Annotated in this window: 20 protein-coding genes; 9 read left to right on the forward strand and 11 right to left on the reverse strand. The window is 63.0% G+C overall.

The window, feature by feature from the left end; all coding sequences use genetic code 11:
* Nucleotides 1-145: 145 nt before the first annotated feature.
* The 5 genes from NFG57_RS20715 to argC form a co-directional block, all read right to left on the reverse strand.
* Complete coding sequence (locus NFG57_RS20715) at nt 146-916, reverse strand: amino acid ABC transporter ATP-binding protein (RefSeq protein WP_045992719.1); 771 nt, start codon at nt 914-916, stop codon at nt 146-148.
* A 28-nt stretch (nt 917-944) separates the two neighbouring features.
* The gene (locus NFG57_RS20720; protein WP_045992720.1) at nt 945-1,616 is read right to left on the reverse strand and encodes an amino acid ABC transporter permease; all 672 of its coding nucleotides are present in this window, start codon (nt 1,614-1,616) and stop codon (nt 945-947) included.
* Between the two features lie 164 nt (nt 1,617-1,780).
* Nucleotides 1,781-2,536: a transporter substrate-binding domain-containing protein gene (locus NFG57_RS20725; protein ID WP_045992721.1), complete on the reverse strand. Its 756-nt coding sequence runs from the start codon at nt 2,534-2,536 to the stop codon at nt 1,781-1,783.
* A 221-nt stretch (nt 2,537-2,757) separates the two neighbouring features.
* The gene (gene erpA, locus NFG57_RS20730) at nt 2,758-3,111 is read right to left on the reverse strand and encodes an iron-sulfur cluster insertion protein ErpA (RefSeq protein WP_045992722.1); all 354 of its coding nucleotides are present in this window, start codon (nt 3,109-3,111) and stop codon (nt 2,758-2,760) included.
* Between the two features lie 169 nt (nt 3,112-3,280).
* On the reverse strand, nt 3,281-4,315 hold the full coding sequence (argC, locus tag NFG57_RS20735; protein ID WP_045992723.1) for an N-acetyl-gamma-glutamyl-phosphate reductase: 1,035 nt from the start codon (nt 4,313-4,315) through the stop codon (nt 3,281-3,283).
* Nucleotides 4,316-4,578: 263 nt separating this feature from the next.
* On the opposite strand from argC, the gene NFG57_RS20740 reads away from it, so the two are divergent.
* The 5 genes from NFG57_RS20740 (at nt 4,579) to NFG57_RS20760 (ending at nt 10,541) form a co-directional block, all read left to right on the forward strand.
* A complete protein-coding gene (locus NFG57_RS20740; RefSeq protein WP_348815107.1) occupies nt 4,579-6,531 on the forward strand; it encodes a chloride channel protein in 1,953 nt (650 codons plus the stop codon).
* 9 nt (nt 6,532-6,540) lie between these two features.
* Complete coding sequence (hemJ, locus tag NFG57_RS20745) at nt 6,541-6,972, forward strand: protoporphyrinogen oxidase HemJ (RefSeq protein WP_045992725.1); 432 nt, start codon at nt 6,541-6,543, stop codon at nt 6,970-6,972.
* 35 nt (nt 6,973-7,007) lie between these two features.
* On the forward strand, nt 7,008-7,820 hold the full coding sequence (locus NFG57_RS20750; protein ID WP_213229534.1) for a hydroxymethylpyrimidine/phosphomethylpyrimidine kinase: 813 nt from the start codon (nt 7,008-7,010) through the stop codon (nt 7,818-7,820).
* 174 nt (nt 7,821-7,994) lie between these two features.
* Nucleotides 7,995-9,287 (forward strand): glutamate-1-semialdehyde 2,1-aminomutase, encoded by a 1,293-nt coding sequence (gene hemL, locus NFG57_RS20755; RefSeq protein ID WP_348815108.1) that lies wholly within the window; start codon nt 7,995-7,997, stop codon nt 9,285-9,287.
* Between the two features lie 12 nt (nt 9,288-9,299).
* On the forward strand, nt 9,300-10,541 hold the full coding sequence (locus NFG57_RS20760) for a bifunctional aminoglycoside phosphotransferase/ATP-binding protein (RefSeq protein ID WP_045992728.1): 1,242 nt from the start codon (nt 9,300-9,302) through the stop codon (nt 10,539-10,541).
* 160 nt (nt 10,542-10,701) lie between these two features.
* On the opposite strand, the gene NFG57_RS20765 is transcribed toward NFG57_RS20760, so the two are convergent.
* A complete protein-coding gene (locus NFG57_RS20765) occupies nt 10,702-11,373 on the reverse strand; it encodes a LuxR C-terminal-related transcriptional regulator (protein WP_045992729.1) in 672 nt (223 codons plus the stop codon).
* 328 nt (nt 11,374-11,701) lie between these two features.
* Here NFG57_RS20765 and rdgB point away from each other — a divergent pair, with 328 nt between their 5' ends.
* From rdgB to rlmJ, 4 genes are all read left to right on the forward strand, one after another.
* On the forward strand, nt 11,702-12,313 hold the full coding sequence (rdgB, locus tag NFG57_RS20770) for an RdgB/HAM1 family non-canonical purine NTP pyrophosphatase (RefSeq protein ID WP_045992730.1): 612 nt from the start codon (nt 11,702-11,704) through the stop codon (nt 12,311-12,313).
* Nucleotides 12,313-13,482, forward strand: a complete 1,170-nt coding sequence (gene hemW, locus NFG57_RS20775) for a radical SAM family heme chaperone HemW (RefSeq protein ID WP_348815109.1) — start codon at nt 12,313-12,315, stop codon at nt 13,480-13,482. The genes rdgB and hemW overlap by 1 nt, the downstream gene beginning before the upstream one ends.
* Nucleotides 13,483-13,520: 38 nt before the next feature.
* A complete protein-coding gene (locus NFG57_RS20780) occupies nt 13,521-14,195 on the forward strand; it encodes an OmpA family protein (protein ID WP_108131951.1) in 675 nt (224 codons plus the stop codon).
* Between the two features lie 489 nt (nt 14,196-14,684).
* Nucleotides 14,685-15,560 (forward strand): 23S rRNA (adenine(2030)-N(6))-methyltransferase RlmJ, encoded by an 876-nt coding sequence (gene rlmJ / locus NFG57_RS20785; RefSeq protein WP_108131950.1) that lies wholly within the window; start codon nt 14,685-14,687, stop codon nt 15,558-15,560.
* Nucleotides 15,561-15,598: 38 nt separating this feature from the next.
* Here the strand turns inward: rlmJ and NFG57_RS20790 are convergent, their stop codons facing one another.
* The 5 genes from NFG57_RS20790 to rpmH all read right to left on the reverse strand — a co-directional run bounded on the left by NFG57_RS20790 (nt 15,599) and on the right by rpmH (nt 20,433).
* Entirely contained in the window at nt 15,599-16,171 is a 573-nt protein-coding gene (locus NFG57_RS20790; protein ID WP_253554788.1) for a YceI family protein, read from the reverse strand.
* A 261-nt stretch (nt 16,172-16,432) separates the two neighbouring features.
* The gene (mnmE, locus tag NFG57_RS20795; protein ID WP_348815110.1) at nt 16,433-17,803 is read right to left on the reverse strand and encodes a tRNA uridine-5-carboxymethylaminomethyl(34) synthesis GTPase MnmE; all 1,371 of its coding nucleotides are present in this window, start codon (nt 17,801-17,803) and stop codon (nt 16,433-16,435) included.
* Between the two features lie 153 nt (nt 17,804-17,956).
* Nucleotides 17,957-19,636 carry a membrane protein insertase YidC gene (gene yidC, locus NFG57_RS20800; protein ID WP_108131947.1) on the reverse strand — a complete coding sequence of 560 codons (1,680 nt, stop codon included), beginning with the start codon at nt 19,634-19,636 and terminating at the stop codon, nt 17,957-17,959.
* Nucleotides 19,637-19,835: 199 nt separating this feature from the next.
* Complete coding sequence (gene rnpA / locus NFG57_RS20805; protein WP_083970680.1) at nt 19,836-20,285, reverse strand: ribonuclease P protein component; 450 nt, start codon at nt 20,283-20,285, stop codon at nt 19,836-19,838.
* A 13-nt stretch (nt 20,286-20,298) separates the two neighbouring features.
* The gene (gene rpmH, locus NFG57_RS20810; RefSeq protein ID WP_008959105.1) at nt 20,299-20,433 is read right to left on the reverse strand and encodes a 50S ribosomal protein L34; all 135 of its coding nucleotides are present in this window, start codon (nt 20,431-20,433) and stop codon (nt 20,299-20,301) included.
* Nucleotides 20,434-21,034 lie beyond the last annotated feature (601 nt).

Here is a 21,034-nt window from a genome sequence, read left to right on the forward strand (position 1 = left end):
ACAACTCGCCGACTTGCCCACAGCCCCCGTGGCAGTGGGCTTCGCAGCCAAATGTGAAAAATCTTGTCCACAGCCCCAAAAAGCCAAAAAAACGCCCTGTCGATCACTCGACAGGGCGTTTGAGAGGCTCGAACGGGCGGTTTTTTTAGTGCTTGAGCACTCGCGCCAGGAAGCTCTGGGTACGTTCATTCTGCGGATTGTCGAAGACTTCTTCGGGCTTGCCCTGCTCGACGATCTCACCCTTGTGGATGTAGATCACGCGGTCGGCGACCTCCCGGGCGAAGCCCATCTCGTGGGTCACGATCATCATCGTCATGCCTTCTCTGGCGAGCTCACGCATGGCGTCGAGCACCTCACCGATCATCTCCGGGTCCAGCGCCGAGGTGGGCTCGTCGAACAGCATCAGACGGGGCTCCATGGCCAGTGCGCGGGCCAGCGCCACGCGCTGCTGCTGACCGCCGGAGAGCTGGGTCGGGTACTTGTCGGCCTGGTCCTTGATGCCGACCCGATCGAGCAGCCGTTCCGCGGTGGCCTCGGCCTTGTCACGGCTTTCGCCGCGCACCTTCATCGGGGCCAGGGTGACGTTGTCACGCACGCTGAGGTGAGGGAACAGGTTGAACTGCTGGAACACCATGCCGACCTCGGTGCGGATGGTCTGCAGCGCCTGGCTGGCCTTGCCGTCGGGCTTGAGGTCGTTGCCGTCGACCCTGAGGGCGCCCTGCTGGAATTCTTCCAGGCCATTGACGCAGCGGATGAGGGTCGACTTGCCGGAGCCACTGGCGCCGATGACGACCACCACTTCGCCCTGGGCCACCTCAAGGTCGATGTTCTTGAGCACGTGCAGCGAGCCGAAGTGCTTGTTGAGTTTGTCGATACGGACGATGGGCTCGCCCTGGGCGTGAGAGGCTGGGTTCATGTCGGAATTTTCCATGGGATGTTGCACCTCACTGGCCCACCAGGCCCTTGCGCTCGAGCATGCGCAGGGCGAAGGACAAGGAAAGGGTGATGGCAAGATAGAGCAGCGCCACCATCAGATAGACCTCCAGGGCGGTGAAGGTGGTGGCGATGTAGATCTGGCCCTGGCGCACCAGCTCGCCAACGCCGATGACGGCGAACAGCGAGGTGTCCTTGATGCTGATGATGGCCTGGTTGCCCAGCGCCGGGATCATGCGGCGGAAGGACTGGGGCCAGATGATGTAGCGGAAGGTCTGGCGGCGGGACAGGCCCAGCGACAGGCCGGCCTCGCGCTGGCCGCGCTCGATGGACTGCACACCACCGCGCACGATCTCCGAGATGTAGGCGCCGGAGTTGACGGCGATGGCAGCGATACCTGCGGTGACCGCATCGATGGGGCCACCAAGGATGCTCGGCAGGCCATAGAAGATGAACAGCACCTGTACCAGTACCGGGGTGCCGCGGAAGATTTCGATGTAGGCCACGGCGGGAACACGCAGCCAGGCGCTCGGGGAAATGCGCAACAGGCCGAAGATGATGCCGATGACAAAGCCGATGGCCAGACCGCCGAAGGAAATCAGCAGGGTATAGGGGATGCCGGTCAGCAGCTGGGGGATGGAGGACAGCGCCGCCGACCAGTCGAATTGGAAGTTGACGTCCACGAGTGGGTCTCCGTCATGCACGTGAAATCAGGACAAGGCGAAAGGCCTTGATGCCGGGGTCGAGACAGTGCCTCGGGGTGACGTCCGGGTAACACCAAGGGGGCCGGTCGTGTACCGGCCCCCATGAATCCCAGGTCGGTTGCCCAGGTCGCTATGGACTGCGATCACTCGCTGGTGGAACCAAACCACTTGGCGTGGATCTCGTCGTAGGTGCCGTCTTCCTTCATCGCCGCCAGGGCCTCGTTGACCGGCTCTACCCACTCGCTGCCCTTGACGAAGACGATGCCGTACTGCTGGCCTTCGTACAGCGGACCAACGACCTTGACCTTGCCTTCGCCACGGGTCTGGGAGAAGTAGCCGACGTTGGGGGCGTCGTAGAAGGCGGCATCGACGCTGCCGCCGAGCAGGGCCATGTACATGTCGCTGGTGCCCGGATAGGGGGTGATCTCGGCGTCCTCGCCCAGGTTTTCCTGGAGGAAGTCATAGCTGGTGGAGCCGATCTTGGTGCCGATACGCATACCGGACAGGTCATCGATCTCGCTGACGCCTTCTTCGTCGGCGTTGACCAGGATCTTCAGACCGCTGTCGTAGTAGGGGTCGGAGAAGTCGACGATCTCGGCACGTTCGTCGGTGATGGTGATACCGGCGATGGCGATGTCGACGTTACCGGTCTGGACGGCGGGAATGATGCCGTTGAAGTCCATGGTGCGCAGTTCGTATTCGAAACCGGCACGCTCGGCCAGCTCGGCAATGATGTCCATGTCGAAGCCGACCATTTCGCCGGATTCCTGGTCCATCATCTCGAACGGCACGAAGCTCGGGTCGGTGGCCACGTTCAGGGTCTCGGCCTGAGCGCTGCCGATGACACCGAAGGTGAGCAGGGCGGAGGTAAGAGCGGCAGAAGTAAGGGCGGTTTTCATGATTTTCCCCAGTTGACGTTATTGTGAAATCCTCAACTACCATGGCGAGTTGCGGGGAAGGGGTCAAGTTGGGGGAGAATCCGCTGGGCCAACGCTGGCGGCGCCACAACACAATGCAAGACGCAGCCGGGAGGCTGCGTCGAGGGTGGCATCAAGGGCTGTATCAAGCGCTATCTGGAAAGGCGTGTTGCTGTCGCGTCGGCTGACGCGCAGCAAGGTCGCTACACCATAAAGGAGGCGCCGCAACCACAGGTGGTGGTGGCGTTGGGGTTCTGCACCAGAAAGCGTGCGCCGGCCAGGCCTTCCTCATAGTCGATGGTGGAGCCGACCAGGTACTGGTAGGACAGCGGGTCGACCACCAGCGAGACATCGCCGAAGGAAATCTCGGTGTCGTCGTCGTTGACGCCGTCGGCCACGTCGAAGCCGTACTGAAATCCCGAGCAGCCGCCTCCCGTGACATAGACGCGCAGGGCGATGTTGCTGGCGCCGTCTTCGGCCATCAGTGCCTTGAGTCGGCGCTGGGCGTTGTCGGACAGCAGTAGCGGGGTGGGGACAAAGGATTCGGCACCGCTCATGAGAGCTCCCGGGGTCGAGAAACAGGGTCAAAGCGGTCGATGTCGCCGATCAGCCGACGTCGACCGCATCGGTCATTATCCCCAAGCCAGAGTAAAAGGGTCAACTTTTCCTCGGAGGTAAGGCGCCTGGTACGTCGACATCCCCCCGCAGCAAGCGGGGGGATAGACCTCAGGGCATCATCGCCGGGGCGTCGAGACCAGCGGTCTCGTCGAAGTCGAACATCAGATTGAGGGCGTGGATGGCCTGGCCGGAGGCACCCTTGACCAGGTTGTCGATGACGGCCAGCACCACCACGGTGTCGCTGTTGCCGGGGCGATGTACGGCGATGCGGCAAAGGTTGGCGCCCTTGACGCTACGGGTCTCGGGGTGGCTGCCGGCGGGCATCACGTCGACGAAGGGCTCGTTGGCGAAGCGGTCTTCGAACAGACGCTGGAGATCACCGGGGTCGCCGGTCAGGCGCCCGTACAGGGTGGCATGGATGCCGCGGATCATCGGCGTCAGGTGGGGCACGAAGGTTAGCCCGACCTCACCCCCGGCGGCGTCGCCGAGCCCCTGGCGAATTTCCGGCAGATGACGATGGCCGGAGGCGCCGTAGGCCTTCATCGATTCACTGGCCTCGGCGAGCAGCGAGGGCACCTTGGCGCCACGGCCGGCACCGGTGACGCCGGACTTGCAGTCGGCGATCAGGTGGTCGGCGTCGATCAGCCCGGCTTCCAGCAGCGGCAGAAAGCCAAGCTGCACCGCGGTGGGATAGCAGCCGGGGACGGCGATCAGGCGGGCCTGGCGAATCTGATCGCGGCTGACCTCGGGCAGGCCGTAGACGGCTTCCTCGAGCAGACCCGGGGCGCCGTGAGGCTGGCCGTACCAGTCGGCCCAGACGCCGGCGTCGCGCAGGCGGAAATCGGCTGACAGATCGATCACCCGGGTGCCTCGCTCCAGCAGGTCGCCGGCCAGCGCGTGGGCGACGCCGTGGGGCGTGGCGAAGAACACCGCATCGCAGCGCGCCAGGCGCTCCGGGTCAGGCTCGGAAAAGCGCAGCTCGTCGTAGTGACCTCGCAGGTTGGGATAGAGTTCGGCCACGCCGAGGCCGGCTTCGCTTCGTGAGGTGATCGCGTCCACCTCCACCTCGGGGTGGCGCGCCAGCAGCCTGAGCAGTTCGACGCCGGTGTAACCGGTGCCGCCGACGATTCCAACCTTGATCACGTAACGCTCCTTTGCACTTTGCTGTTTCAGCGCATTGCCATGGAAATGTGGCCGCCCGCAAGGCGAGCCGAATGGCCTGGCCACAGGCCTGCCTGGATATTCTCGGGCCAGGCGATGGGGGTTCCGAGAGACGACGATGACGGCGGCCTGGGTGCCAAGTCACGTTCTATGATACACAAGAGATAGTCACCTAAGGTAAGCCTGCCTTTCATCTTGCGTCAGGGACTCGACCCTTCGCTCTCAAGGAAGCGACCCACACCTCCATGCGCCTGCCCGATCTCAGTCTTGATGCCTTCCGTCGCCAGCTGGCGAGCGTCGACGCCCTGCCGCAACTGTGCGTGCTGGGGGTGGTGACGGGGCTGATCACCGGCAGTCTGATGGTGGTCTTCCGGCTGGCGTTGATGGTCGGCGCCATGCTGGTGATGCCCTACGACGATCCCGAAGCCTTCGAGCAGTTGTCTACCGGCCTGCGCATGGTGCTGCCGATCATCGCGGTGACGGTGATTGGTGTGCTGCTGTGGCGTCAGCCACTGGCCGCCCGCAAGATCGGCGTCAGCCATGTGATCGAACGCCTGACCTATCACCAGGGCCGCTTTCCGCTGCGCAACTGGTTGAACCAGTGGTGGGTGGGGGTGGTGTCGGTGGTCGGGGGACTATCTGCCGGGCGCGAGGGCCCGGCGATCCACCTGGGCGCCGCCGCCTCCAGTGGCCTCGGCCAACTGCTGCGCCTGCCCCACAACAGCCTTCGGGTGCTGGTGGCCTGCGGTACCGCGGCAGGCATCGCCGCCTCCTTCAATACGCCCATCGCCGGGGTGATCTTCGCCATGGAGGTGGTGATGATGGAATACACCATCGTTGGCTTCATGCCGGTCATCCTGGCGGCCTGCATGGGAGCCCTGGTCTCCCAGCTGGTCTATGGCGCCGACCCTGCCTTCGCGGTTCCCGATCTGTCCATGGGCTCGTTGTTCAATATCTACTGGATCGCTGCCATGGCCTTCGGTATCGGTCTGCTGGCGGGTCTGTTCATCCATGTCTCGCGCTCGGAGCGCATCGCCAGCCTGCCGCTGTGGTGGCGCCTGGCACTGGTCGGTGCCCTGGCGGCGCTACTGGCCTGGTGCTACCCCCAGGTCCAGGGCATCGGCTACGACAGCCTGTCCGATGCGCTGTTCAATCGTTTGACGCTGGATATTCTGATGGCGCTGGTGCTGGGCAAGCTTCTGCTGACTGCCTTCGCGGTAGGCTGCGGGGTGCCGGTGAGCATCATCGGCCCGGTGCTGGTGGTGGGCGCGGCCGCCGGGGCGCTGTTCGGCATTGCCGGGGGCTGGATGTGGCCGGACAAGGCCGCAGACCCTGGGCTATTCGCGATGATCGGCATGGCGGCGATGATGGGGGCGGTGCTGCAGGCGCCGCTGGCGGCGCTGATGGCGCTGCTCGAACTGACCCATATGCCGCATATTCTGTTGCCGGGCATGCTGGCGGTGGTGGTGTCCTGCCTGACCGCGCGCCAGCTGTGTCGCTGTGACGGCTTCTTTATCAGCGTCAAACGCCATGGTCTGCACCCCCTTCAGCAACCGTTGATGCAGGCGTTGTCGCGGGTGTCGGTGCCGGCGGTGATGGAGCGCAGCCTGGTGCGCACCAGGCGACGGATCTCGGAGACCCAGGCTCGGGCATTGCTCGAGGCCAAACCGGTGTGGATCATCATCGAACGTTCCACCGACGACAAGCCGACCCTGGCGCTGAAGGCGGCCGACCTGGCGCGTTATCTGCTCGAGCAGCAGGAGCAGGAGCAGCAGCAGGGACAGCGGGAGAAACAGGAACCCAAGGCGGCGCCGGAAGATCAACGCGAAGCCAGCGACGACAATGCCGCCATGGAGGTGTTGATGGACAAGGGGGGCGCCCCCGGTGGCCAGGCGGATGTTATCGCGGGCAAGAACGTCGATCGCTCGCCACCGCCGGTGTCACCAGCGACGGCCAGCCCCGATGAAGACAAGGAGGCGTTGCTGGACCTACTGGAAATCCCCGGCCAGCGACTGGACCTGGTGGCCATCCACCTGCAGGCGACCCTGACCGAGGCGCTGAACGTGCTGAACGAAAGCAAGGTGGATGGACTCTACGTGGAACACGGCTATCGACCGAAGCAGAAGCGAATTTCCGGTATCATCACCCGGGATGCCATTGAGCGGTACTACCGCCTGTCTGATCCATCCACAGCCTGAGGAGTCGCCATGTATCTGTGGATAAAAGCCTTTCACCTGATGTCGATCGTGACCTGGTTCGCCGCCATGTTCTATCTGCCACGGCTCTACGTGTACCACGCCATGGCCCGGGACAAGGGCGAGTACGCCAGCATGGATACCTTCATGGTGATGGAACGCAAGCTCTATCGCGGCATCATGACACCTTCGATGGTGGCGGTATTGCTGCTGGGGGCCCTGCTGGTGTGGTTGAACCCGGCCCTGATGAGCCAGGGCTGGCTGCACGCCAAGCTGGCGCTGGTGGTGGCGCTGGTGGCCTATCACCATGTCTGCCTGATCTACCTGAAGCAGCTGGCCGAGGATCGTTGCCGTCGCAGTGCCACCTTCTTTCGTGTGTTCAATGAACTGCCGGTGCTGGCACTGGTGGCTATCGTGATCCTGGCCGTGGTGAAACCCTTTTGAATAGCCTGAGTCCTTCGACTTCGCCCCACCTGCCGATGGTGCTGGTGCTGGCCGGGCATGACCCGACCGGCGGTGCCGGCCTGGTGGCCGACGCCGAGAGCGTGGCCGCCTGCGGAGGCTGGGCGCTGACCGTGCCTACCGCACTGACGGTACAGGACCTCGTCGACGTCCAGGCGGTGCACCCGGTGCCGGCCTCGACCATTCGCCAGGCGGCCGCAGCGCTGGAGAGCCTGCCGATCGCGGCGATCAAGATCGGTCTGATCGCCGACCTCGAGGCGCTGGACGCGGTGGTCGATGTGGTGCGCCGCCGGCCCGGTGTGCCGGTGGTTGCCGATCCGGTGCTCAAGGCGGGGGGCGGATCACCGCTTGCGACCCAGGAGCTGATCGACGCCTACTTCGAGCGTCTGCTGCCGAGGGTCGATATCCTGACCCCCAATCGCGGCGAACTGGCACGCCTGGCTGGGCTCGACTACCAGGATGATACCGAGCGCTGTGTCAGTCTGATGCACCAGGGCTGTCAGGCGGTGCTGGTGACCGGCACCGATGATCCCCAGGGCCAGACGGCCAAGGGGCGTGTCGCCCATACCCTGCATACTCCGGACAGCGATCGTCAGTGGACCTGGCCCCGCTTGCCGGCGACCTTCCATGGTTCCGGTTGTACCCTGGCCGCTGCCGTGGCTACGCGACTGGCGGCGGGAGAAAGTCTGGTGCAGGCTTGTGAGCAGGCTCAGGTGTTTGCCTGGCAGGCGCTGGCCCATGGCTGGACGCCCGGCCAGGGGCAGTCGTTGCCTCGCCGGCTGTGGAAAATGCCGACGCCGCGCTTTTCGCCGGACGAGGTCAAGGTATGATGGCGACACGGCAGTCGGCATGAGAGACCCCGATCAGCCCCTGTTGGAAGGTATTGGCGCCCAATTCACCGGGTTATCCCATGCCCTCCACAGGGTTATCCACAGGCGGTGTCGCGCTGAATCGATGTCTGTGGCATCGATGATTGAATTTCACTTTTGGGCAAAGAGGTTGCCATGACCACATCCGCTGAGCTCTTCGAACAGGCCTGTCGGCACATTCCCGGTGGCGTCAACTCACCGGTGCGCGCGTTCAAGGGGCTGCATCGTCCGCCGGTGTTCATGGAGAGCGCAAAGGGCGCCTACCTTTTCGATGTCGAAGGCAAGCGCTACGTCGACTACGTGGGCTCCTGGGGACCGATGATCACCGGCCATGCCGATCCCGACGTGCTGGGCGCGGTGCGCGAGCGCCTCGACAAGGGCCTGTCCTTCGGTACCCCGACTGCGGTCGAGACCACCATGGCGGAGCTGATCTGCGAGATCATTCCGAGCATCGAGATGGTGCGCATGACCAACTCGGGCACCGAGGCGACCATGTCGGCGATTCGCCTGGCCCGTGGCTTCACCGGGCGGGACAAGATCGTCAAGTTCGAGGGCAACTACCATGGTCACAGCGATTCGCTGCTGGTCAAGGCGGGGTCCGGCGCGCTGACTCACGGTGAGCCCAGTTCTCCCGGGGTGCCTGCCGCTCTGGCCGAACATACCATCACGCTGTCCTACAATGACATCGACGAGGTGGAGCGCTGTTTCGAGGAGATCGGCAGTCAGATCGCCTGCATCATCGTCGAGCCGGTGGCCGGCAACATGAACTGCATCGCGCCGAGTGCCGACTTCCTCAAGACCCTGCGCCAGGTCTGTGACCGCCACCAGAGCGTACTGATCTTCGACGAGGTGATGACCGGTTTCCGTGTCGCCCTGGGCGGCGCCCAGGCACACTTTGGCGTGACCCCGGATCTGACCTGTCTCGGCAAGATCGTCGGTGGCGGCATGCCGGTGGGTGCCTTCGGTGGCAGCCGCGAGATCATGAGCGAACTATCGCCGCTGGGACCGGTGTACCAGGCCGGCACCCTGGCCGGTAATCCGCTGGCCATGGCGGCGGGGGTGGCACTGCTGACCAAGCTGAAAGAGCCGGGCTTTCACAAGGCCCTGGCGCAGCGTGTCGAGACCCTGTGCAACGGGCTTGAAAGCCGGGCACGCGAGGCTGGTATCGACATGATCACCCAGCGCGTGGGAGGGATGTTCGGGGTATTCTTCACCGCCCAGAGCAGCGTCGAGAACTTTGCCCAGGCCACCGCCTGTGACGCCGATGCCTTCCGCCGTTTCTTCACCGCCATGCTCGAGCAGGGAGTCTACCTGGCGCCGTCGGCCTACGAGGCTGGCTTCATGTCCAGTGCACACACGCCGGAGGATATCCAGGTGACCCTGGACGCTGCCGAGAAAGCCTTCGCCCAGATGACGACCCAGGCCTGACAGGAGCCGACCATGACTGGCAATGACGCCGCTTCGCCGGACACCGCGCTGGAGCCATTTACCCTGGAAGAACTGCTGGACGCGCTGGCCGAGTTTCACGCCGAGCCGTTGCCGCCGGAGAGCGATTTGCCGGAACCGCTGACGGTGCTCAAGCACCGCAGCGAGGCCGAGTTCTCGGCCTGTCGATCCCTGCTGACCGGGGACGAGGACGTCGAGCGCCTGGACGCCCTCAAGGTGTGGCTGGATCAGGAATTCGATCGTCTCGCTCCGATCATCGAGGTGCGCAAGGATCGCCTGCGTCCCAGCCGTTGGTACATGGAGTACTCCGATGTACGTCTGTGTGACAACGGGCGTCTGGTAGTCGCCCAGAGTGCCGCCCAGGATCCCAAGCCCTTCGACTATCCCGAGATGGCAGATCCCGGCCATGACCTGGCGAGTCTCAGGGTGGAACTCGAACTGCGTGGCGAGATGACGCTCTCCCATCAGGCGCTGGATGGCTATCTACGTCGCAGTGGCGACTACGAGCTGGCACGGATCCTGTCACTGTTGCAGGTCATCGAGTCCATGGCGGGCATGCGCCGTGCGCTGCAGCGTCGCCAGGTGAGCGGCCAGGAGCGTCCGTCGCTGATGGCCGAGACCATGAACAGTTTCCGCCGCTACCTGACCCTGGCGGAGCGCCACGCGGAGTTCCGCTTTCCGCCGCTGGTGATCGGCGTCGGGGTGTCGGGCAGCGGCAAGAGCCGCTTCACCCGTACCCTGGTGGGACGCCAGGGGGCGGTGCGACTGAGCTCTGATGTTCAGCGCCTGGTGCTGCATGGATTCAATCCACAACAGGGTAGTGACGATCTGCCTGTGGATATCTATACCCGCGAGGCCACCGACAAGACCTACCAGCGCCTGGCCGCCTGCGCCGGGATTCTGCTGGACGCCGGTTACATGGTCTGTGTCGACGGCACCTTCCTCGAGCGCAAGCAGCGCGAGCTGTTGCGCTGGCAGGCCGAGGCCCGGGGACTGCCAGTGCTGCTGGTAAGCTTCGAGGCCGACGACGAGACGCTAAGACGTCGCATCAGCAAACGTGCGGTGCGCAATGAGCGAGACGAATCGTTGAGCCTGGCGGTGCTGGCGGCGCAGCAGGACGCCTTCGAAGACTTCACCGACGAGGAACGCCTGCACCTGGTGCGGCTGGACAGCACGGCCGACAACGCGGCGGAGACCTTGGCCAGCCTGATCGAAGAGCACATACGCGTGCTGTAAGAGACCAGCCAGGTATCTTTCTCCACCAACAAGGACGCCGGCGATGCCGGCGTCCTTGTTGGCTGCACCTGTGTTGTCGATGCAGTCGCTTCATTCCGTTGCTCGATCTCGGCCGAAAGGCGTCTGTGCCCCCGTCGTTCCAGGGCTCGGTCGTCGAGCCTTAGCGTGTCGCAGTGGAGCGTCGAGGTGGCGGCGCGCCGAGATTCTGGCGTGCCCAGTTGACCGCCTGCAGGCGATTGCTGACGCGAATCTTCTTGAACACGTTGTACAGGTGAGACTTTACGGTGTGTTCGCTGACGCACAGGCGTTCGGCAATTTCCATGTTGGAGGCGCCGGAGCCCAGCAGGCCGATGATCTCCATCTCGCGCTGGGTCAGGCCACAGGCCGGTCGATAGGCATTGAGCTGCTGGCGGCGGGAGAACTCGATCAGGCGAGTCATCAGTGAGCGCGACATCCACAGATCGTCGGTCTCGAACAGCTTGGCGATGCCCTTGCAGATACTGTCGAGGCTGTCCTGACGATAGAAGACCCCTCGCAGATGCATGAAGGACAGCACCTCCAGCGCATGTTCTTCGTCACGCAGGTTGAAGGCGGTGAGCAACAGGCCGCTGTGGCGTGCACTGACATCCTGCCAATGCTGCATGGCGGCGTCGTCGACGTGGTCGGCGTCCATCAGTACCAGCACCTGCTGACTGTCATCGATTTCGATGGTGTCGGCAGGGGCGGCGATGGAGACAGGGCAGTGGAATTGGTCCTTGATATAGTTGATGAAGAGCAGTGACTGAGGGTTGTGGTCAGTCACCAGCACTATCTGTCCTGTGTTGTTGCTCATCGTCGTGTCTCCGTGCACCCGCAGACGCCTGCTGACAGGGATGGGTATGACTAGTAAGTGGTGACCATTATGGGCCTATTTCATTCATTTTGTAAGGTTCTGTAACTACTGCACAGTAAAGTTAGGCTTGATACACGGTTGTACCGAAATATTTCATACCTTGGTCCTAGAAAATAGCGAATTTTCGGACAGTTTCCCGGTATTTTTTGAATCTTTTTTCCAACTTTGTGCTTAAACGGCATTCAAACCGCGCATGATAGAGTATAGGCAAACATGCCGGCATAGTGCCGACGTGTCTTCTATCGAACTACCCATCAAGAGCGACACCATGAGTCAACTTACCGAACTGGTGCTGGCCAGTGGAAACGCCGGCAAGCTCAAGGAACTGGGCGCGCTGCTGGCGCCACTGGGCATCAAGGTTCACGCCCAGTCGGAGTTTGCCGTTCCAGAGGTCGAGGAAACGGGACTGACCTTTGTCGAAAATGCCCTGCTCAAGGCGAGGGAAGCCAGCCGTATCAGCGGCCTGCCTGCGCTGGCCGACGACTCCGGGCTCGCCGTGGATGCACTCGATGGTCGCCCCGGTATCTATTCCGCCCGCTTTGCCGGTGAACCCAAGGACGACGGTCGCAATAACGACAAGTTGCTCGAGGCCATGGCCGAGGTGCCCGAAGGGAGTCGTGGTGCCAGCTACTGGTGCGTGCTGGTGCTGCTCGAGCATCCCGAGGATCCAGTGCCACTGATTGTCCAGGCCGACTGGCGTGGCGAGATCCTGGCCCATCCGCGCGGTGAGGGCGGCTTTGGCTATGACCCACTGTTCTGGCTGCCGGATCAGGGCGCCAGCGCCGCTGAACTCGGCGCGGCGGAGAAGAACCGACTGAGTCATCGCGGTCGCGCCCTCTCGGCGCTGCTGCTCGAACTCGAGCGTCGGTCGAGTTCGTGATGGTGTCTCGTCTTCCGCCGCTGGCGCTGTATGTCCATGTGCCCTGGTGCGTGCGCAAGTGTCCCTACTGTGACTTCAATTCCCATGGTGTCGGGCGCGGCGCCGAACTCCCCGAAGAGGCCTATCTGGCGGCGTTGATCGACGACCTGCGCAGCGATGCCAGGCTTGCCGACGGACGCGAGCTGGTCAGCATCTTCATCGGCGGCGGCACGCCGAGTCTGATGTCTGGAGATTTCTATCGCCGATTGCTGGATACGGCGAGCCAGCTGGTGCCTTTCGCCTCGGATATCGAAATTACGCTGGAAGCCAACCCGGGGACGCTGGAGCGTGGCCGCTTTGCCGACTATCGCCGTGCCGGCATCAACCGGCTGTCGCTTGGCGTGCAGAGTTTTCACGACGAACAGCTTTCGGCGCTGGGTCGTATCCATGGCGGCGAGGACGCCGAGCGCGCCTTCGATGAGGCTCGCCGAGCCGGATTCGACAATCTCAATCTGGACTTGATGCATGGCTTGCCGGGGCAGACCCCGGAGCTCGCGCTTGCCGACCTGGAGCGGGCCATCACGCTGGCGCCGGAACACCTGTCCTGGTATCAGCTGACGCTGGAGCCCAATACCGAGTTTCATGCCAAGCCACCGCGGCTACCGGAAGAAGAGGTGCTGTGGGATATCCAGGACTTGGGCCACGAGCGTCTCGAGGCGGCAGGGTTTCAACGCTATGAGATCTCGGCCTACTCGAAGCCTGGGCGTCGGGCGCGTCACAACCTCAACTACTGGCGCTTCGGCGACTACCTGGGGATCGGCGCCGGTGCCCACGGCAAGATCAGCCAGCCGGGCGAGTCGGGCTTCCACATCGAGCGTCGCTGGAAGACTCGCCAGCCCGAGGCTTACCTGCAGCGACATCAGGACCCACGGGGTTTCGTGGCCGGTCATCGACGGGTGAAGCCTGACGAGGTGGCGCTGGAATTCGCGATGAACGCACTGAGACTGGTCGACGGGGTATCACTGGATACCTGGTGCACACACACAGGACGCTCTGTGGCAGAGTTGTCGCCAAAGATCGACAAGGCGCGTGAAAAGGGACTTATTGTGCAAGACGCCGCCAGGGTTCAAGCTTCTGCGCAAGGTCTATTATTCTTGAACGACCTTTTGACCCTGTTCAGCGAAGACTGAAAGGGATGATGTACCACATGGAAGGAGACGTTGACGCCATGAGCAGCAAGACTCGACTGATCGCCCCGCTGGCAGCCGCCGTGATTCTGGCTGGCTGCTCCACAACGGATCCTTACACTGGCCAGACCGATCGCAACAACACCGGCATTGGCGCCGCTGTGGGTGCCGCCGTCGGTGCCGCAGCCGGCGCCATCAGTGGCGACGGCAGCACCAGCAAACGTGACCGTGCCTTGATTGGTGCCGCTGCGGGCGCCGCCGTGGGCGGTGGCATCGGTGTCTATATGGATCGCCAGGAAGAACAGCTGCGTCAGAGCATGCAGGGTACCGGGATCGAGGTGGAGCGCCAGGGTGACAACATCGTGCTCAACATGCCGAGTAGCGTGACCTTCGGCTTCGACTCCGCCGACCTGACCGGCGGCGCCACCAGCGCCCTCAACGACGTGGCCAACGTGCTGACCCAGTATCCGGAAACCCGCGTCAATATCGCCGGCCACACCGACTCTACCGGCGACGCCAGCTACAACCAGCGTCTGTCCGAGCGTCGTGCTCAGTCGGTGGGCAGCTACCTCCAGGGGCAGGGTGTTGCCTCCGGTCGTCTGTACGTGAGCGGCTACGGTGAAAACCAGCCGATCGCCAGCAACAACACCGAAGAAGGTCGCGCCCAGAACCGTCGCGTCGAGATTACCCTGACGCCGACCGGTCAGCAGGGGTAAGGCGACTCGGCTGCCTGTGTGAGGGAGGCCCGCCACCTCGGTGGGTTCTCTCGCTTGCGTCGATAGCCCGTAGCTGAAGTCGCGACGTTGCAGCGACTGCAACGGCAAGGCCCGCACCTCTCGACAGAGGCGCGGGCCTTTTCGATACCTGCCTATCTCTTCATTCCTGCCCGGTCTCTCCAGGACCCTCTAGATATCTCCTGGACTCGCTAGATATCTCCTGGACTCGCTAGATTTCTCCTGGTCTGGTCTGGTCTGGCCTGGTCTCTCCCAAGCCCTGCTGCTGCCCCAACCTTGGTCACAGCGATAACTGGCGATGGCTCCATGATGTTCAACGGCTCGGGTTCGTGGGGGTACAGCGTACCTACTCGGATAAAGCCCAATGTCTGTCATGAGTCCATACGTCTGCACGCAGACCCCTACTTGCTGTTATCGTAAAGCCATCGACTCGGCGAACGATTTTCGCCCCACGACCAGGTCAGACCATCCATGCTTTCCTATCAGCACGCCTATCATGCCGGCAATTTCGCCGACGTTCATAAACACTTGTGGCTTTACGCCACGATCGATCACCTATTACGTAAAGATAGTGCCATTACGTTTATAGATACTCACGCCGGGCGAGGAAGCTATCCGTTGGCGGCTGAAGAAACCGCGCGGCTCAAGGAGTACCAGACGGGCGTCAAGCGCTTGTGGGACAGCCGCACCGAGACGGGCAAGGCGGGCGCGCAGAATCCACTGCTGACGACCTGGCTTGAGGCGATCGACTCCGTCCAGCCGCGCCCACAGCAATTGACCCACTACCCGGGCTCGCCCTGGTGGCTGGGTCATCGGCTGCGTGATCAGGACCGATTGACCCTGTTCGAGTTGCACCCGGGTGAGCACGGCCACCTGGCCCGGCAGTCACTGGCAGGCGAAGGGCAGCAGGCGAATATTCGACGCGTGCATGGCGATGGCCTGGCCGGGCTCAGGTCACTGCTCCCGGTAAAGACACCGCGGCTGTGCGTGCTGGTCGACCCGAGTTTCGAGCGCAAGTCGGAGTACCAGGAGGTCGCCGAAACCATGATTCATGCCCTCGGCAAGGTCCGACACGCGGTGCTGCTGCTGTGGTATCCACTGCTGCCCGCCGGGCGCCACCAGGAGCTGTTGGACAGGCTGCGAGCCAGCGGTGTGCGCAAGCTATGGCGCAGCGAGGTGATCCTGCACCCCCCGGGTGGGGCGAGTCACGGCATGTACGGCAGCGGGATGCTGGTGGCCAACCCGCCCTGGGGTGTCAGCGACAGCATGCAGGCCGCCATCGCTGACTGGCTGCCGCTGCTCGGTGACGCAGCGCGCCACGACCAGCGCTGGTGGGTCGAGGAGTAGCGCCTGGTCGTCGGTGATCTGGCCAGACGCCAATCGGGTCATGGTGCCTCGAACATCAAGCGAAAGCCCACCGGTGAGGTTCGGTCGATGGATGAGAGGCCGGCGATTTCCTGCAAGGCGGCGATGCCGTCCTCGAAGCCCAGCGATTCTGCGCTTAGCCATACCGGCTGATCCGATACCACCAGCCAGCGTGTGTCGGCGAGTCTTGCCACCAGTACCTGGGCCTCCTGCTCGGTCGACGCCGAGCCGAGACTGATATCGACCGGGATACTGGTCGCCAGGGTCTCGCCTACGCCAAGTGAATCGAAGCTGGAGGTATCGACCTGGGCCGAGATCGCGAAGCTGGCCGCGGCCAGCAGGTGCTCGAGCATCCGTTCATCACGGATATCGATGCCCGTGTCCAGCGATTCGGTGGCCACCTCGATGGTGACCTTGCCGTTATCGTCGATACCGCCGGACAGACCGTCCAGGTGGTGGGTCTCACCTATGCTCTGGTTTTTCACCGAGCCGAACCACAGGCGTGAATCGTCACCGGACAGCTGCCAGTCCGCCAGGGCGGAAAGCGAGACGCTGCCTAGCGCCATTGCGACAACCAGGGGAAGGACTTTCATGGGGACTCCTGTGGGCAAGGGGGCATTGCCCACAGTGTAGCGGGTATGACAGATGCCCTGGACGAGCCCTCGGTGCGGCCGGCCGGGGGGCGGATGCCTGGCACCAGTGATGGCGGACGCCTAAGGCGCCCCATGTCGGCGCCAGGCGTGGCTTCGCCGTCACCGAAGGGATGACGAGGCGATCGCTGGCGCATAAACGTGGGTAAGTGCTCGCTATCGGTAGAGCGTCTGCTTTAAAGGCTTTTATGCATTTTCAGGCATTCACTTGCCGATACAGAAGCTGCCGAAGATCTCACCCAACAGATCGTCGGCGCTGAACTCGCCGGTGATCTCCCCCAGCGCCTGCTGGGCATCACGCAGGTCCTCGGCCAGCAGCTCGCCCGCGCCATAGCCTTCGAGTTGTGCATGGCCGTTGTCGAGGGCCTCGCGAGCGCGGTCGAGCGCGTCCAGGTGACGACGCCGAGCCGAGAAGCGGCCTTCGGTGGTGGACTGAAAGCCCATGATCTCCTTGAGGTGAGACTTGAGGTTATCCACACCCTGACGTGATCTGGCGGAGAGCCGCAGCGTAGGAGGTGTTGTGGATAAATCGAGTCCCGGTGCTTCACCGCTCTGGTCCACCTTGTTGCGCACCAGGGTCAAGCGTGAGGCGTCCGGCAGGCGCTCGACGAATTCCGGCCAGATGACCATGGGGTCGGTGGCCTCGGTGGTGGTGGCGTCCACCAGCAGCAGGACCCGGTCGGCCTTCTCGATTTCGCTCCAGGCGCGGGCCACGCCGATCTTTTCCACCGCGTCGGGGGTATCGCGCAGGCCGGCGGTGTCGATGATGTGCAGCGGCATGCCGTCCAGATGGATATGTTCTCGCAACACGTCCCGGGTGGTGCCCTCGATATCGGTGACGATGGCCGTGTCCTGTTCGGTCAGCGCATTGAGCAGGCTCGACTTGCCGGCATTGGGCCGTCCGGCGATGACCACGCTCATGCCCTCGCGCATCAATGCGCCCTGGCCGGCACTGCGACGCACCTCGGCGAGCTCCGTCATGAGCGCGCCAAGCTTGGCCGCGACATGGCCATCGGCGAGGAAGTCGATCTCCTCCTCGGGGAAGTCGATGGCCGCCTCGACGTACATGCGCAGTTCGATCAGGCCCTGGACCAGCGACTGCACGCGGGTGGAGAACTCGCCCTGCAAGGAGCGCAAGGCATTTTCGGCGGCGCCACGGGAGCTGGCGTCGATCAGGTCGGCGATGGCCTCGGCCTGAGCCAGGTCGAGCTTGTCATTGAGAAAGGCGCGCTCGGAGAACTCACCCGGGCGGGCCAGCCGTGCCCCCAGCGCCACACAGCGCTCGAGCAGCATGTCCATGATCACCGGGCCGCCGTGACCCTGAAGTTCCAGCACGTCTTCGCCGGTGAAGGAGTGTGGCCCTTCGAAAAACAGCGCGATGCCTTCATCGATTACCCCGTTATCGCCCCTGAACGGTCCGTAGAAGGCCTGGCGCGCTTCCGGTACCTGGCCCAGCATGGCGCTGGCAATCGCGCCACAGGCAGGCCCCGAGACGCGTATGATGCCGACGCCGCCCCGACCCGGCGGCGTGGCGAGGGCGCAGATGCTGTCCTGGGTGTAGAGAGGCGTGGTCATGGTCAGACTCCTTGATGATCGGGCGTATTGTCAGGCGCAGCGCCTGGCTTTGCCAGTCCGGCTGGTGTGACCAACGGCTGTGGCCAGAGGTGCGGGCCCTGAAACGCCAGACCCCCGCCGAAGCGGGGGTCTGGAAGCGTCATGCATGAGGATTTACTTGGTGTTCATGCCCTTGCCGACGCTGGGGTCTTCCTCGATCTTGCGGGTGATCACGTACTGCTGAATGATCGAGATGCAGTTGTTGCACACCCAGTAGATGACCAGACCGGCCGGGAACCACAGGAAGAAGAAGGTGAAGACGATCGGCAGCATCTTCATGATCTTCGCCTGCATCGGGTCCGGAGGCGTCGGGTTGAGCATCTGCTGAACGAACATGGAGGCGCCCATCAGGATCGGCAGGACGAAGTAGGGGTCCTTCACCGACAGGTCCTGGATCCACAGCATGAAGGGCGCGTGACGCAGTTCCACGGACTCCAGCAGCATCCAGTACAGCGCGATGAATACCGGCATCTGTATCAGGATCGGCAGACAGCCGCCCAGCGGATTGATCTTTTCCTTCTGGTAGAACTTCATCATCTCCTGGGACATCTTCTGGCGGTCGTCGCCGAAGCGTTCCTTGAGACGCTGCATTTCCGGGCCCAGCTTGCGCATGCGTGCCATGGACTTGTAGGCCTTGGCAGACAGTGGCCACAGGGCAGCCTTGACCATGATGGTCAGGATGACGATGGACCAGCCCCAATTGCCGATCAGATCGTGGATGTGATCGAGCAGCCAGAACAGCGGATTGGCGATAAACCACAGCCAGCCGAAGTCGACGGTCAGCTCCAGGTTCGGTGCCACGGCCTCAAGCCGCTCCTGCACCTTGGGGCCCATGTAGAGGGTGGCACCCAGGGTGGCGTCGGCGCCCGGTGCCAGGGTCTGGGCCTGGCCGGCGAAGGCGGCAACGTTGCGGTCCTGACTGTCGGTGGCGGCGTAGAACAGGTTGTCCTGCTGCTGCGGCGGTACCCAGGCGGAGGTGAAGTAGTGCTGGATGATCGCGACCCAGCCGCCCTCGACCTCGCGGTTCTGGAAGTTGCCTGCCTGGATGTCCTCGAAGTCGATCTTCTCGTAGCGGTTCTCCGGTGAGGAGTACGCCGCGCCGAGGAAGGAGCGCATGCCCATCTTGGGGCCAGTGGACGGATCCGGGTTGTTGTCGCGGGCCAGTTGGCCGATGAAGCGTGCGCTGACCGGCTCCTCGCCAGCGTTGGCAAGCAGGTAGCTGACGTCGACTGCGTAGTCGTCACGACTGAAGGTGAAACGCTTGACGATATCGATGCCATTGACGGTGGCGGTCATGTCCACCTGCAGGCTGTCCTGGCCGTCGGCCAGGCGGTACTCGGTCTTCTCGGGCGAGAAGGCGATACGACCGCTGTTGCCGTCAAGCTGCAGTCCAGAGCGAGCGACGTAGCTCAGGGTGCTGTTGTTGGACAGCAGCACGTAGGGCCGATCCCCATCCTGGCTCATCAGGTGCTGGGGGAGGGCGGCGTAGACGATGTCGCCACCCTGGGGGTCGATACGCACGTCGAGGACGTCGGTGATGACCGCAATGAGATCTCGACTGTTGGCAGCGGGCTCGCTGCTGCCGGGCAGCTCGCTGCCGACATCATTGGCCGAGCTGGGTGCCGCCAGGCCTTCCGACGTGGAGGCGTCGGCACCGTTTGAGGTCGCGTTGCTGGTGATCGCCGGAGCATCCGGGGTGCTGGGCGGCTGACCGTAGTCCTGGTTCCACTGCACCATGATCAGGTAGGCGAGCACCGCCAGGGGGATCAGCAGGAGTAGTCGTTTTACGTCCATGAAGGGTCTGCCCGAAGGGAAGTGAACATGCCGATGGCGCCACGCGAGACGCCTACATGAGATACACGAAAGCCTGCCGGAGGCAGGCCAGTATTCGTACGGAAACGTTCCGCGTCGCGAGAGGTGACGTCAAGGGGCCGGAAGAGGGACTCGTTCATGCTCGGACGAAGTGTGTTCGGCATTGAAGAGCCTCTTGCTGCTAGTTACGGCTTTGCTTCGGCTGTGACCGAGTGTCACCCCGGGTGTCACTTGCGTGGCGAGGTGTCGTCGATGTCCGCGAGGGACGAGTCGACTTCTCGGCCTCGCGCTCGAGACGACGCCACATGCCGAACAGCTGGCGCAGCACGGTGTCGTTGTCGACCTCGTTGACGCCACGCCTGGCCAGCAAGACGATATCCACGGCGGGAAGTCGATGCTGTGCATGCCGAACGGACTCACGAGCCAGTCGTTTCAGTCGATTGCGATCGACGGCCCGGCGTACGTTCTTCTTGCTGAAGACCAGGCCCAGGCGAGGGTGTCCCAAGTCATTGGGAATCGCCAACGCCATCAGGCCCTTGCCGTGAACCTTGTAGACCGCCCCATCGAACACCTGGCGGTAGTCCCCGGCAGTCAGCAAGCGGCATTGCCGGGGAAAGGTCAGACAGGCCACGAAGGACCTGCGCTTAGGCGCTCAGGCGCTTGCGGCCCTTGGCACGGCGACGTGCCAGAACGGCGCGGCCGTTTTTGGTGGCCATGCGAGCACGGAAGCCGTGCGCGCGCTTGCGCTTGAGAACGCTCGGTTGAAATGTGCGCTTCATAACTCGTTAATCCCACAGTGGTTTTTTGGAACGGATAGACATCCAGAGGCTCCCGGAATCCGCTCGGGCCCCCGGGGGTATTCGGCTCAAGACCGGATATTTTAGTGATTTCAAGCCCTGGGTGCAATCTTTTCGCGGGCCAGAAAGCAGGTTTCAGGGTGTTCGCCCCTGCCAGTCCGGACCAGACGGCTGGGGATAACTCTTGCTCGAGCCGAACCGGCGGTTGAACAAGCCACCTAGGACCGGCCTCGCGACATGACCCACTGCCTACATAACAATAAAGAGAAGTTCTTGACTGATGTTGTTATTACTACTGGGGATAGTTTTTGTGGATAAGCGTGTTCTCGTATGAAATTTCAACATGTTGCGTTGCATATAAAAGTGTGGAGAAAACGTTGAGACCGCGGGGAGGAGCGGTGTGGTTCCGGTGGATCAATGATGAGATTGTCCACAGGGGCTCGTTCGCCAGCAAGTTGTTCCAGCACAACTCCGAATGGCGTACAAGGGTTTTCCACAGCTAGGTTTCGGTGCCGTTCTCGTGTGGATAACTCGTGGTGACAAGGCTACAATGTGCGGTCGTTCTTCAACCAAGGTAGCTCGC

The sequence above is a fragment of the Halomonas sp. H10-59 genome, assembly GCF_040070555.1.
GTDB lineage: Bacteria > Pseudomonadota > Gammaproteobacteria > Pseudomonadales > Halomonadaceae > Halomonas > Halomonas litopenaei.